General features: G+C 63.3%; 14 protein-coding genes. 9 read left to right on the top strand and 5 right to left on the bottom strand.

From position 1 onward, the window contains the following. The first annotated feature begins 75 nt into the window (after nt 1-75). From WDB86_RS15385 to WDB86_RS15355, 7 genes are all read left to right on the top strand, one after another. A complete protein-coding gene (locus WDB86_RS15385) occupies nt 76-1,029 on the top strand; it encodes a GlxA family transcriptional regulator (RefSeq protein ID WP_341485902.1) in 954 nt (317 codons plus the stop codon). A gap of 97 nt (nt 1,030-1,126) precedes the next feature. Beyond that, nucleotides 1,127-1,789 carry a TrkA family potassium uptake protein gene (locus WDB86_RS15380; protein WP_330647245.1) on the top strand — a complete coding sequence of 221 codons (663 nt, stop codon included), beginning with the start codon at nt 1,127-1,129 and terminating at the stop codon, nt 1,787-1,789. A gap of 50 nt (nt 1,790-1,839) precedes the next feature. Then, entirely contained in the window at nt 1,840-3,138 is a 1,299-nt protein-coding gene (locus WDB86_RS15375; RefSeq protein WP_341485921.1) for a TrkH family potassium uptake protein, read from the top strand. 206 nt (nt 3,139-3,344) lie between these two features. Further along, nucleotides 3,345-4,073, top strand: a complete 729-nt coding sequence (locus WDB86_RS15370) for an ABC transporter ATP-binding protein (protein WP_341485901.1) — start codon at nt 3,345-3,347, stop codon at nt 4,071-4,073. Continuing rightward, nucleotides 4,048-4,683, top strand: coding sequence for an energy-coupling factor transporter transmembrane protein EcfT (locus tag WDB86_RS15365; RefSeq protein WP_341485900.1), 636 nt, complete (start codon nt 4,048-4,050; stop codon nt 4,681-4,683). The genes WDB86_RS15370 and WDB86_RS15365 overlap by 26 nt, the downstream gene beginning before the upstream one ends. A gap of 2 nt (nt 4,684-4,685) precedes the next feature. After that, the gene (locus WDB86_RS15360) at nt 4,686-5,234 is read left to right on the top strand and encodes a biotin transporter BioY (RefSeq protein WP_330647248.1); all 549 of its coding nucleotides are present in this window, start codon (nt 4,686-4,688) and stop codon (nt 5,232-5,234) included. A 27-nt stretch (nt 5,235-5,261) separates the two neighbouring features. Beyond that, nucleotides 5,262-5,939: a nitroreductase gene (locus WDB86_RS15355; protein ID WP_330647249.1), complete on the top strand. Its 678-nt coding sequence runs from the start codon at nt 5,262-5,264 to the stop codon at nt 5,937-5,939. A gap of 7 nt (nt 5,940-5,946) precedes the next feature. On the opposite strand, the gene WDB86_RS15350 is transcribed toward WDB86_RS15355, so the two are convergent. From WDB86_RS15350 to aroQ, 3 genes are read right to left on the bottom strand one after another with little or no spacing between them, the layout of a single operon-like run. Next, nucleotides 5,947-7,014, bottom strand: a complete 1,068-nt coding sequence (locus WDB86_RS15350) for a thiolase family protein (RefSeq protein WP_341485899.1) — start codon at nt 7,012-7,014, stop codon at nt 5,947-5,949. Then, nucleotides 7,011-8,117 (bottom strand): AMP-binding protein, encoded by a 1,107-nt coding sequence (locus tag WDB86_RS15345; RefSeq protein WP_341485898.1) that lies wholly within the window; start codon nt 8,115-8,117, stop codon nt 7,011-7,013. Before WDB86_RS15345 ends, WDB86_RS15350 begins: the two co-directional genes overlap by 4 nt. Nucleotides 8,118-8,120: 3 nt before the next feature. Continuing rightward, nucleotides 8,121-8,558, bottom strand: a complete 438-nt coding sequence (aroQ, locus tag WDB86_RS15340; protein WP_339109771.1) for a type II 3-dehydroquinate dehydratase — start codon at nt 8,556-8,558, stop codon at nt 8,121-8,123. A 204-nt stretch (nt 8,559-8,762) separates the two neighbouring features. Here aroQ and WDB86_RS15335 point away from each other — a divergent pair, with 204 nt between their 5' ends. After that, nucleotides 8,763-9,446: a GntR family transcriptional regulator gene (locus WDB86_RS15335; protein ID WP_341485897.1), complete on the top strand. Its 684-nt coding sequence runs from the start codon at nt 8,763-8,765 to the stop codon at nt 9,444-9,446. A 50-nt stretch (nt 9,447-9,496) separates the two neighbouring features. Here the strand turns inward: WDB86_RS15335 and WDB86_RS15330 are convergent, their stop codons facing one another. Together WDB86_RS15330 and WDB86_RS15325 are read right to left on the bottom strand one after the other, a co-directional pair. After that, nucleotides 9,497-10,600, bottom strand: coding sequence for a ParB N-terminal domain-containing protein (locus WDB86_RS15330; protein ID WP_330647254.1), 1,104 nt, complete (start codon nt 10,598-10,600; stop codon nt 9,497-9,499). After that, nucleotides 10,597-11,904 carry an AAA family ATPase gene (locus WDB86_RS15325; protein WP_330647255.1) on the bottom strand — a complete coding sequence of 436 codons (1,308 nt, stop codon included), beginning with the start codon at nt 11,902-11,904 and terminating at the stop codon, nt 10,597-10,599. The genes WDB86_RS15330 and WDB86_RS15325 overlap by 4 nt, the downstream gene beginning before the upstream one ends. A gap of 477 nt (nt 11,905-12,381) precedes the next feature. Between WDB86_RS15325 and WDB86_RS15320 the strand changes: the two genes are divergently transcribed. Then, the gene (locus WDB86_RS15320) at nt 12,382-13,056 is read left to right on the top strand and encodes a hypothetical protein (RefSeq protein ID WP_330647256.1); all 675 of its coding nucleotides are present in this window, start codon (nt 12,382-12,384) and stop codon (nt 13,054-13,056) included. The last annotated feature ends 35 nt before the right edge of the window (nt 13,057-13,091 follow it).

Here is a 13,091-nt window from a genome sequence, read left to right as displayed (position 1 = left end):
CGAGGGGGATAGTAGCGCGTTCAAACCCGTGATATTTTCGCGCCACGGACATTCTGTTTTCACTTAGGGACAAAGATGACCATCAGACGTATCGGATTCGTGCTGATTGACGGGTATGCCATGCTGTCAACGGCGGCGGCGCTTGATCCGCTGCGCGCCGCCAACAGCTTTGCGGGGCGCGATCTTTACGATGTCCGCATCCTCACGCCCGAAGGGACGCTTGCCACCTCGTCTTTGGGGGCGCGCTTTGATGCCATCCCGCTGGCGGAGGCGGGCATGGCCTTCGATCTGGTCTTCGTCGTGGCGGGGGGCGACCCGATGCGGCTGCGCTTGCCCGCGCTTGACACATGGCTGCGGCGCGCCGACCGTGCGGGGGTCGAGCTTGGCGGCATCTCGGGCGGCGCGGTGCTGCTGGCGCGGGCGGGGCTGCTGGAGGGGCGGCGCTTTACGGTGCACTGGCACCATTATGACGACATCGCGCATATCGACCCGACCCTCCTGCTGGAGCGCAAACTTTTCGTCATCGACCGCGACCGGTATACCTGCGCGGGCGGTTCGGCACCGCTGGACATGATCCACATGCTGATTGCCCGCGATCATGGCGCACGTTTTGCCCACGAGATCTCGGACTGGTTCATTCAGGCGCAGGTCCGCCCCTCCGAAACACCGCAGAAAAGCTCGATTGCCGCACGTTACGGGGCTTTGCCCCCGATGGTCGAGGCGGCGCTGGAACTGATGGAAGCCCATATCGCCGACCCGCTCTCGCCCGCGCAACTGGCCGATCTGGCGGGCCTGTCAGAGCGCCAGCTGCAACGCCAGTTCAATGCCACGCTCGGGGCGCCGGTGATGGAGGTCTATCGCCACATGCGCCTTGATGTGGCCCGTGCCCTAGTCCAGCGCAGCGCCCTGCCGCTGAGCGAGATCGCGCAGATGACGGGCTTTGCCTCACAGGCCCATTTCACCACGCGCTACGGGGCCCGTTTCGGCACCCCGCCGCAGGCCGACCGCAGCCATGTCCAGAATCGCTGAGCCCCCGCATCCGCCTCTCGCAAAACCGAGCGTGAATTGACTTTCCCTTATTCTGCGCCAAACCTCCCAGCATCTCGAAACGGCCAATGGATAGCCTATGCCCAAACAAAACCGCACTTTCGCAGTTATCGGCCTCGGGGCCTTCGGCTCGGCTGTGGCAAGCGAACTGGCGCGCTTCGGCAATACCGTGATGGGAATCGACCAAGACGAATCCCGCGTGGCCAAGCTGGCCGAAGCCCTGACCTCGACCATCATTCTGGACGCGACAGACGAACAGGCCCTGCGCGAGGCAGGGGTGGACCGCTATGATGTGGCGCTGGTGGCCATCGGCCATGACATCGAATCCAGCATCCTCGCCACCATGAATGTGCGCGTGCTTGGCGTGGACCAGCTTTGGGTCAAAGCCATCAACAAAACCCATCACCGCATCCTCTCCAAGCTGGGGGCGGACAGGATCATCCTGCCCGAACAGGAGATGGGCAAACATGTCGCCCAGCGGCTGAACAACCCCGTCGTGCAGGATTACGTCAATCTGGGCAACGGGTTCAGCGTCGTGACAATGGCGGTGCCGGAGCGGCTAAAGGGCCGGACACTTGCCTCGCTGGAAATCGGCAGCCGCCATGACGTGCGGATGCTGGGGCTGATGCGCGGCACCGAATTCCTGCCCTGCACCACCCCCGAACTGGAACTGGCCGCGCAGGACAAGCTGCTGGTGCTGGGGCGCCGCCCCGAGCTGCGCGCTTTCGGGGATGCGCTGTGAAAAAGACCACCCAACTTGTCTGGCGCAAATGCCAGCGCAAGCTGATCCATATGCCGCCGCCGCTGCTATTGTCGGTGCTTTATGCCTCAGCGATCCTTCTGGGGGCGGCCGCCCTGATGATGCCGGTCTCCCATACCGCCAAAATCAGCTGGTCCGATGCCATCTTCACCGCCACCTCGGCGGTCACGGTAACGGGGCTGGTGGTCTTTGATATCGGCACCAAACTGACCTTTTTCGGGCAGGTCGTGCTGACCTTCCTGATCCAGCTTGGCGGGTTGGGGCTGATGACCTTTGCCGTTCTGGTGCTGGGGGCGCTTGGCCTGCCCATCGGGCTGACCGGCCAGATCTACCTGCGTGAGGATCTCAACCAGAATTCGATGCACCGTCTGATGCAGCTTGTCGGGGTCATCCTGAAAGCGGTGCTGATCTGCGAAGCCATTGGCGCAGCCCTCCTGTGCCTGAGTTTCGTGCCAAGGCTCGGTTTCTGGAACGGCCTGTGGCAGGCAGTCTTCCATTCGGTCTCGGCCTTCAACAATGCCGGTTTTTCCACCTTTTCCGACGGGCTGGTGGACTATGCCACCGATCCGGTCATCAATCTGGTGATCCCCGCGCTCTTCATTCTGGGCGGGATCGGCTATTCGGTCCTGCGCGAGGTCGCCTCGGGCAAGGGCTGGAAACGCTATAGCCTGTCGACCAAGATCATGCTGCTGGGCACGGGCGTGCTGATCCCGTGGTCGGTCATCATGTTCGCCGTGCTCGAATGGAGCAATCCCGGAACGCTTGGCCCCTATTCGGTCTGGGGCAAGCTGATGATCAGCTGGTTTCAGGGCGTCACCACCCGCACCGCAGGGTTCAACACCACCGATATCGGGGCCATGCATGACAGCACGGTGCTGATGTTCATCTCGCTGATGCTGATCGGTGGCGGACCGGCCTCGACGGCGGGCGGTATCAAGGTGACGACCTTCGTGGTGATGATCCTTGCCACCATCGCCTTCTTCCGCCGCCAGACCCAGCTCAACGCCTTTGGCCGCTCGATCGGCTTCGAGGCCGTGCTCAAGGTCATGGCGCTGACCGCCATCAGCACCGTGCTGGTCTTTGTGGCGACCTTCCTGATCCTGATCACCCATGACGGCACCTTCCTCGATATCGCCTTCGAGGTCTCCAGCGCCTTCGGCACGGTCGGCCTGTCGCGCGGCTATACCCCCGAGCTGAACGGCTTCGGTCGGGCGGTGATCATTCTGGTGATGTTCCTCGGGCGGGTCGGCCCGCTGACCCTCGGCTTCTTTCTGGCCACCCGTTCCGTGCCAAGGCTGCGTTACCCCAAAGGCGAGATCCATCTGGGGTAACGCCTCCATGCCCCGAAACCGTCCTGCCGGTCACACCGGCGGGGCGGCCTTTCGCGCCATGCGGCAGCGGGGCGCGGGATCTGCCCCCCTTTTGCCCCCCCTTTTGCCCCCCTTGACCGCGGCCCGCAGCGTGCCGCTTCTTGCAAAAGCTGCGGCTTTGCGGCAGGACAGGGCATCTTTTGACAAGATCCGGTGACTTGATACTCATGGCGCAGTGCCCCCGCCTTACCCTGACCGATCTCCGGCTCGACCTTGCGGGCAAAACCGTTCTGTCGGACATCACCCTTGATCTACAGGTGCGCAGGCTCGGTATCGTAGGCCGCAACGGCTCTGGCAAATCGACGCTGGCGCGGGTGATCTCGGGGTTGATCGCCCCCGATGCGGGCAGCCTGCGCCTTGACGGCATCGATCCCGCCAAGGACCGCCATGCCGCGCTCAACCGCATCGGCATCCTGTTCCAGAATCCCGATCACCAGATCATCTTCCCGACCGTGCAGGAAGAGCTGTCTTTCGGCCTGCGCCAACAGGGGCATGGCAAGACCGAAACCGCAGAGCTTGTTCGGGCGATGCTGCAGCGGTTCGGCAAGGCGCATTGGCAGGAGGCCCCGATCTCGACCCTGTCACAGGGCCAGAAGCAACTGGTCTGCCTGATGGCGATCCTGCTGATGCAGCCGCAGCTCATTGTGCTGGACGAACCTTTCTCCGGCCTTGATCTGGCAATCCGCGGCCAGTTGATGCGCCTGTTCGAGACCTTGCCGCAGGCCTTGGTGCATATCACCCATGATCCGGACTGCCTTGCGGGCTATGACCATGTGCTTTGGGTGCATGAGGGCCGCATCCACCGTTCGGGCCATGCCAAGACCGTGCTTCCCGACTATCTGGCCTATATGAACCAAGCGGGGCTGGGCGATGATCTCTCTGACCTCGCCGGTTGAGACCCGCGCCCATCACTGGCCCGCAGGCCCCAAGCTGGTCGCCCTGTGTCTGGCCACGGCCCTGCTGTTCATGACGCCGGGCCTCTGGCCGCCGCTGCTGGCGCTGGCGGGGGCTGCGGGGCTGTATCTGGCAGGCGGGGGGCGCTTTGCGCGGGCGGGGCTGCGCGCCCTGCGCCCGCTCTGGCCGCTGGTGCTGGTGCTGGCGCTCTGGCACGGGCTGACCGCCGATTGGGTAGAAGGGCTGCGGATCGTGGCCCGTTTCAGCGCCGCCGTGGCGCTGGCCAATCTGGTCACCATGACCACGCGGCTGGCAGATATGATCGACGCGCTCAATACGCTGCTGCGCCCCGTCGCACGGCTGGGGCTGAACACCCGTGCGCTGGAACTGGCGATGGCCCTGACCATCCGCTTCACCCCGATTCTGGCGCAGAAAGGCCAGCTTCTGGCGCAAAGCTGGCGCGCCCGCTCGCCAAGACGGACCAACTGGCATCTTGTGCTTCCCTTGGGGATTCTGGCATTAGACGATGCGGAACATGTAGCCGAAGCCCTGCGCGCGCGGGGCGGGGTCATTCCGCCCGCCCAATCCCAACCTGTCAGGGAGGACAACTGACTATGGAACGCTCTATCACGCTGGTGGCGCTTTTTGCCGCCCTGACCGCCGCTCTGGGCCTGTTGCCCAACCTCACACTGGGCTTTGGCGTGCCGATCACCGCGCAGACATTGGGCGTGATGCTGGCCGGCACCGTGCTGGGGGCCAAACGGGGGGCGCTGTCCTCGCTGCTGTTCATCATGCTTGTCGCGCTTGGTCTGCCGCTTCTGTCGGGCGGACGCGGCGGTCTGGGCGTTTTCACCAGCCCGACGGCGGGCTTCCTGATCGGCTGGCCCATCGCCTCCTTCGTCACCGGCCTCTTCGTTGAAAAAACACGCGGCCTGTCGCTGACGGTCTCGGGCATTCTGGGCTCGGTACTGGGCGGGGTCGTCGTGCTTTATGCAGCGGGCATCATCGGTATGTCGATTGTTCTGGACAAAACCATTTTGCAAGCCACATGGCTCACCACTGCCTTCATTCCGGGCGATATTGTGAAGGCAGTGCTGGCGGGCTTCATCACTCAGGGGCTCGCCAAAGCCCGCCCACAAAGCGTTCTCTCGCGCGCGAAATAACGCCACAAACAAGGACGACCCCACCGCATGCCGACAAGCGTGGAAAACCTGCTGAAGGCGCGCCAATCCACCCGCGCCTTCCTGCCCGATCCGGTCTCGCGCGAGACAACCGAGCACCTGCTCTGGGCCGCAAGACGTGCGCCCTCGGGGGCCAATCTGCAACCGGGCAGCTTTCACGCCCTGACAGGCCGCGCGCTGGCGGGGCTGGTCACCAACCTGACCACCGCCATCGACGACAACCGGCCACAGGTCGCGGAATATGAATGGTTTCCGCGCCCTATCCCGCCACATCTGAAGGCCCGCCAAAGGGCTGCGGGCTACGCGCTGTACCAGGCACTCGGCATCGAGCGCCGCGATATCGACGGGCGGCGGCGGCAGTTCAAAGCCAATTACCGCTTCTTCGACGCGCCCTTGGGCATCATCGTCTCGATCGACCGGCACATGGGCGAAGGCGGGTTCATGGATCTTGGCATGTCCATCATGGCGCTGATGCTGGCCGCGCAGGATCGCGGGCTGGGCACCGTGGGCATCGGCGCGATGGCCAATTACGCCGATGTCGTGCATGAAACGCTGGCTTTGCCGCCGGATGAAATGGTGCTCTGTGGCATCGCCATCGGCTATCCCGACGAACATGCGGTGATCAACGGCTTCCGCACCGAACGCGAGCCGCTGGACAGCTATGCCACGCTGCGCGGCTTCGACTAGACCTGTCTCAGGGATCGCGGTGCAAAAGCAGCGCGGTGCCGATCCCGCCGGCTGCGGCAATCGCCGCCAGTCCGGTTTCCCCCGGCAACAGGTCGTGAAACAGGCGCACCACCAGAATCGCCCCTGAGGCCCCGATCGGATGGCCCCGCGCCAAGGCTCCGCCCTTCAGATTGACCCGCGCCGGATCAAGCCCCGCCTGCCGCACGCAGGCCAGCGCCTGAACGGCATAGGCCTCCATGATCTCGGCCCGATCCGCGCCCGCACCGTCAATCGCGCGGATCGCGGCAACAGGCGCCAGCCCCGGCAGGTCGGGCTGCCCGCCCAAGCTGCGCCCGCGCCCGACCAAAAGCCCCCTGCCCCGCGCCAGCGGTTCGGCCATCAGCACGAAAAACGCCGCCGCATCCGCCGCCACCGCCGTATTGGCAACCGTGACCGCTCCGGCCAGAACCGGAGCCCGCCGCATCACCCCTGCGGCCATCTGCCGGGGATAGGGGTCGGTTGCGATACCGGCTATTTCCACGATTTCAGGAAATTTCGAAGCCATTGCTTTTTCATGACTTATTACGGACCATGCATCGGCTTCCCCACGGGGAATATCGCAGATCTGGCCCAGCCGGTCCGCCGCTCCGGCCATATCGGGGTCGCGCTCTGGCCAGGGCGTAAACGGGGCCTGCGTATAGAATTCAGGCCCCTCCGGCCCGTCAAAAGCACGCAAAGGGCGGCGGGAGTAGCTCTCGACGCCGCCCGCAATCACCACATCGGCCTGCCCCGCGGCAATCAGCGCCTGCCCCAGCAAAAGCGCATCCAGCCCGCCCGCACATTGCCGGTCAACCGTCAGCCCCGCCACCTCTTGCGGCAGCCCCGCCGCCAAGGCCACGACCCGCGCCAGATTGCCGCCCGGCCCGATGGCATTGGAACAGATCAGCTCGTCAACCGCCCCCGCCGCAAGACCGGCATCGGCCAGACAGGCGGCAATCACCGGCGCGGCAAGCTGATGCGGGTCCAATCCGGCAAAGGCACCGCCACGCGGCACCACCGCCGAGCGCCGCGCCGCCACCACGCGCACCGCTCTCATAGCCGCGCCTCCAAAGCCCGTATGTCGGGCTTGCCTGTCGGCAGCAGAGGGAAGGGCGCAACCCGCTGCCAGCCATGCGCAGAGGCCACCGCCCCCAGTTCCTGCCGCAACCGGACCAGCGCCGCCTCGACGGCCTCGGGGGCAGGCCCCTCCCCGACCATCGCCCAAAGCCGTGCCCCGCGCAGCGAATCGGGCTGCGCCACAACGGCCACGTCACAGCCCAACCAGTCTGCCAGCCGCGCCTCGGCAGGTTCGGGGCTGACCAGATGGTCCAGCACCTGCACGATCCGCCCCTTGCGCCCGCGAATATAGACAAAGCCCTGCGCATCCACATGCCCGATCTCGCCAATGCTCAGAAACCCGTCGGCATGCCAGCAGGTGTCAGGGCTGCTGCCAAGCGCATATTCCGTGAACAGATAGGGGCTTTTCACCCGCAATTCGCCCGCCGCATCCACCGCGATCTCGACCTGAGGATAGGCCCGACCGACCGATCCTTCCGGCGCATCGCCGCGATCTAGCGTGATAAAACTTGTCTCGGAGGCACCGTAAAACTGCATGATCCGCGCCTGAGGCACACGCAGCGCAAGCCGCGCCCGCAGATCCGCCGACAACCGCCCGCCCCCGATGATCCAATAACGCAGCGAAGGACAGCCCCCCTGCCCTTTCAGCATCACCTCCACCTGCGCTGGCGTGGCATAGACATGGGTGGTGCCCCACCGCGCCATATGCGCCAGATGCCGATCCCCGCGATGGACAGACAGATCCACAAGCGCGGCCCCGTTCCACTGCGCCTCAAGCGCTGCATAAAGGGTCAGGGATTGCGCCATGGTTCCGGGAAGCGCCACGACCGACCGCGCGTCGAGGCCGAAAAGCTTAGCGTTCAGCGCGAAACTCGTAGTCCAGCTTGCAACGGTCCGGCGGATCCGTTTCGGGGCACCGCTGCTGCCGGAGGTGGCACATTCGATCCATCCCGGGGCAATCGCACAAACCGCGCCCTCACCGACCCGCACGCCGCCGCCCGCAGTAACGGTCTCCTGCAGGTGACGGATCGTGCCACGGTCATCGGCCAGAACCGGCCCGCGCCACCTCAGCCCCTTGCCCATGCGTCAGCCCAGAAGGCTCAGCACATGGCGCAGCGCCAGTTCATAGCCCTCGGTGCCGCAACCGCAGATCACCCCGTCGGCCCGCGCCGACACATAGGAATGATGGCGGAAGCTCTCGCGCTTGTGGATGTTCGAGATATGGACCTCGATCACCTTGCCCTCATAGGCGTTCAGCGCATCCAGAATCGCAACCGAGGTATGGCTATAGGCCGCAGGGTTGATAATGACCGCCGCCGCCTTCTCGCGCGCCTCGTGGATGGTCTCGACGATCTCGCCCTCATGGTTGGACTGGAACAGCGCAATCTCCGCCCCCTGCGCCTGCGCCAACTGCCGGCAGCGGATCTCGATATCGGCCAGCGTATCGGTGCCATAAATCTCCGGCTGCCGCTTTCCCAGCAGGTTCAGATTGGGTCCGTTCAGGATATAGATGAGCTTGGCCATAGACCGTTCCTTTCACATTCGCCCAGATCTACCCCGCGCAGGCGCGCGCGTCAAAGCCCCATCCGCAGGGCCCCATCCGCAGGACTGCGGAGGCAGGTGCGACAACATCGACGATCCCGATTTCGTGGATGATATTGCCAGATGGCCCCCGCTTTCTATATACTGCCCAGCTAACATGTATATAACTCGTACCTTTGGGTGACCATGCGTAAAACAACGCTTGTCTCGGCTCTTTACCAGTCGCTGCTGGACCGCCTGCTTGCCAATGAGCTGAAACCCGGCGAGAAGATCAATCTCGACAGGCTTCGCGGCGAGCTTGGCGTGTCGATCAGCCCGCTGCGGGAGGCGATCTCACGCTTGACGGCGACGCGGCTGATCCAGTTCGAGGACCAGCGCGGCTATACCGTGGCCGATGTCTCGATGGAAGATTTCCGTGAAGTTATGGAAATCTGCCGCAACAGCGAGTGTTTCGCGCTGGAACGCGCGATCCGCGATGGCGACCTGACATGGGAAAGCAACGTGACGGCGGCGCTCTATCGGCTGCAGAACACCGAGTCGAATTTCGGGTCGCCGGAATGGGAAATGGCGCATCGCGACTTCCACCTGACCCTCGTCTCGGCCTGCAAGATGCCGCGCCTGCATGACCTGATCGGACAGATCGCCATTGCGCAGCGCCGCTATCGGGGGCTGATCGACATCCGCAAGCTCAGCGACCGCAGCGCCGATCATGTCGCCTTGGCCAAAGCGGCCCTTGCGCGCGATACCGAGCGCGCCTGCGAGGTGATGCGCCAGCATATCGATGGCGTAGCGGCCGAGACAGAGGTGCTGCTGGCACGCTATTTCGCCGCGCAGAGCGCCCCCGACAACCGCCCTGCCACCCGGCCATAAAAAAGGCGGCAGAGAAATCTGCCGCCCCCGTCTTCCCCGCGGGGAAGGTTCTATTTGAGACCATCCAGAAGATCGCGCAACGCGCGTTCAAGACTGGCGCGGTCCACCGTGGAAAAATCCCGATCCAGCCGGATTTCCAGACGCCCGTTCGACGCCGTACACTTGGCCGCCCCCGTCCGCGTCTGCACCTGAAACACGGTGCGCGCCTTGCCACTGCGCTGCTTCGGGGCGGCTTTCGCCACCAGCCCCGGACGCTCGGTTTCCTCGCCAATCACCTGACGCAGCACCTCCAGCTCGTCGGTGGCGGAATGGTTGTCCCAGCCCTTCAGCGCCTCACGCACCTGCGTCACGATCTCGGGGCGGTCTTCCATCGCCGCCACGAATTTGAGACCAAGCGAGCGCGGCACATGCTGGATGAACTTCAGATCCTCGCCCAGTCGATCCACCAGCTTGATGAAGCTGCGGATATAGCTGCGCTTCTGATAGCCCGCGCTTGCGAACAGCTCCGCCACGGCCTTGTCGGGGTCCATCTGTGCGGTGCCGGGATCCTTGGCATAATTCAAGGCCAGCCCGGCCATCTCGCCAAAGGAGATATCCTTCCGGACAAGGTTCTCGTCGACCATCCGCCGATAGAGCCCCTCCAGACCTTCCCCGCGGGGAAGAATGCCCGCCGGAATGGCGCCCCAGCGTTCGGCATCGCCGGTCTCCTCCAGTAAGGCCTTATAGGCCGACATACGCCTAAAGCCTTGAATAAGCTCGTATTTTCCATCATCCCGCGCCTCAACACGGATCGGATTAGACAGGCCGATCTCGCGGATCGACTTGACCAGCTCGGACAGTTCGAAATCATCATCCTTGGCGCGGTCCCGCACCAGTTTCCATGTCTCGATCTGCCCGAGCGGGATCATATCCACGATCAGCCCGAGCTTTTTCATGCGCACATGCTCTGCCGCCAGCGCATCATTTTCCGCACGGATCTGCGCTTCCAGCGCAGTCCGGTCGCGCAGGCTGGCGGCATTCTCGCTGATCGCCGCAGCCATCGGCGACCGCCGCGGATGGGCGCTCGGCACCTCGGGGGTGTTATTCCCCGCGGGGAAGGTCTCGGCCTCGTCCTCTTCGGGAAGGTCGATGGCGAAGGTCCGACGCTTCTTCATTCAATCTCCTCCAATTTGTCCCATGCGCCCAAGAAGGTGGCGCGGAATTCATCATAGGCCCGATCGAACGACGCCCGCGCCCGACGCCATGTCTCGCGCGTCATCGTACGGTAATCGATCTCGTAGACCGACGACAGGAACCGCCCCGACTGTTCGACGGCGCGCGTCATTTCGATCGGGTGGTCTGCCAAGCGTTCCCCGAAAACATTACGGAAGGCTTCAAACATCGCGCGGTGCAGGTCGTTGCCCGGCTCGAAGCGCGTCATCAGGAAGCGGACATCCAGAAATTCCTTCGGCAATGTCATATTCCCCGCGGGGAAGGTGCCCTCGAAGCCGTGCGCCAGATCGCCCAGAGCCTCGGAAAGCTGGCCGATAAAGGAGGTGGTGGAGTCATATTCCCAATAGCCGGGGCCGGAAGGGATATAGAGTACGTCGGCGGCAAAGACCGCATTCATCGACTGGTAGCCGATGGCGGGCGGGCAATCGAAGACGATGACATCATAGCTGTCATGGGGCAGGGCATCGAGATAGCGCGCGACGGCGGCGAAGAAGGACCAGTCGGGGTTGAGGTGCCGATACTGGGCCGATGCGAACTCGACAAAGGCCGCATTGGCGCAGGAGGGGATCATGTCGATGGTCGGCCATGCGGTCGGGCGGATAAAGTCGGTGATGCGCAGGGTATCGAGCCCCAGATCGAGGATCGAGCCGGGCAGCTTGCGCTGGGGCAGGGCGGTGCCGGATTCTGCCGCGCGCGGCGCGTTATTCATGCGCTCCGTTTCGCGGATGAGGTCGCGCGCGATGATCCCCCAGACGGTCAGCTCTTCGGACACATCCGTCAGCCCCATCGAATGGGTGAGGGTTGCCTGCGGGTCGAAATCCACCAGCAGCACACGATAGCCGTCAAGCGCTGCGGCATGTGCCATATGCAGGGCGACAGTCGATTTGCCCGCGCCGCCTTTGAAATTCGAGATCGCCACGCGGATGGCGCGCTTGTTATGCGGACGCGGCGGCTGCAGCGACCGGCGGTTCACCTTCATCTTGCGCCGCATCTCGTTGATCTCGGGCAGGGTGAACCAGCGCTGGCGCCCCTCTTCCTCGACTTCCCCGCCGGGAAGGTCGGGGTCTGAGGCCAGACGGCCCCGGAATGTGGACTGGTTCACCTTCAGGATCAGCTCGGAAACCTCCCAGCTGGAAAACCGGCGCAGGGTCTTCTCGTGCTCGGGCGAGAAGGTTTGCTTGCGGATCGCTGCCTGCATCTTGAGAGAGCGCGAGTGCAGCTCCTCCAGACTTTCATGCGTAAACATATATGCCTCATTCGGACGTTGATTATCTCTGACAACAGAAATACGCCGGATTTGCCAATGACGCAAAAAGAAAGTTATAAATATAGAGAGAAGTTCAAACAGCGTCCGCGCCCAAGGAAATAACGCTGCCCGAACACGAATCGAATCTGTTGCGATTCGGCCCGTTTGGATGAGTCGCCCGCCCGGGTTTGGGGGACAAAACCGAGGCGTTTTGCAGAGTTAAGGTGACAAATAGGGGCGATTTAGGGGACATACAGGGCGTCCCCCTTAACCTATAATTACCATTTTTTCAGATTTGAATTTATCGGTTGGGGTCTTGAAATTGCCACGGGCTTGACAGAATCGGATTGGCGGACGCAAATAGCCAACATCGAGAGGAAAGCGTTGTCTTGCGGTGGGCCATCGTGCTACTCTCGGCTAACGAGGCGCAAAATAGCGTCCGAAAAATGAAGCGCCCTAAAGCGCCGGAGCAGTGTCATGATGAAAAAGGCAGTGGGTCGCGGTGCGGCCACACGTAAATACGATTTGCTTTCTGTATTGGGAAGCTATGCATTGTCTCAGGACAAGCATGTCCAGAAACAGGCGCTGCGCCTGATTTGCCTGATAACTGCGCGATATAACTGGCAAAGTGATGAACTTTCGATTGGCCAGAACGAGATCTCGAAACTGTGGTCGGTGGATGTGCGCACCGTTAAACGCGAGATGGCGGCACTGCGTAAACGCGGCTGGCTTGTTGAAAAGCGTCCGGCTGCACGGGGCAGGGTCGCGCTTTACGGGCTGAACGTGGTGCAGATCCTTGAAGACACGCGCGAGGGTTGGGCCAAGATCGGGCCAGATCTGGTGGAGCGTCTGGCTCCGGTCGAACAGAGTGCGCCGCAGACCAATGTGGTGCCGCTACGGGTGGCCGATATGCCCAGCGACGGGATCTGGTCGGAGGTCGCCCGCCGTTTGCAGCGCCATCATCCAACGGCTTGGGGCGCGTGGTTTGCCCAGTTATCGGTGCTTTCGGAGGATCGTGAGACGCTTGTCCTGCGGGCAGGCTCCGAATTTCAGGCGAGCTATATCGATACGCATCTGCGGGCAACGCTGGAGGCGGTAATCCGCAGCGTGGCCCCCCAGATCCAGCGCGTCCAGATTATCGCGCATGTCTGACAGGAAAACGCCCCGCCAGAGAACCGGCAGGGCGC

It is taken from the genome of Thioclava sp. GXIMD4215 (genome assembly GCF_045291555.1).
GTDB lineage: Bacteria > Pseudomonadota > Alphaproteobacteria > Rhodobacterales > Rhodobacteraceae > Thioclava > Thioclava litoralis.
The sequence above is the reverse complement of the archived record's forward strand: the minus strand, read 5'-3'. Positions and strand labels throughout refer to the sequence as shown.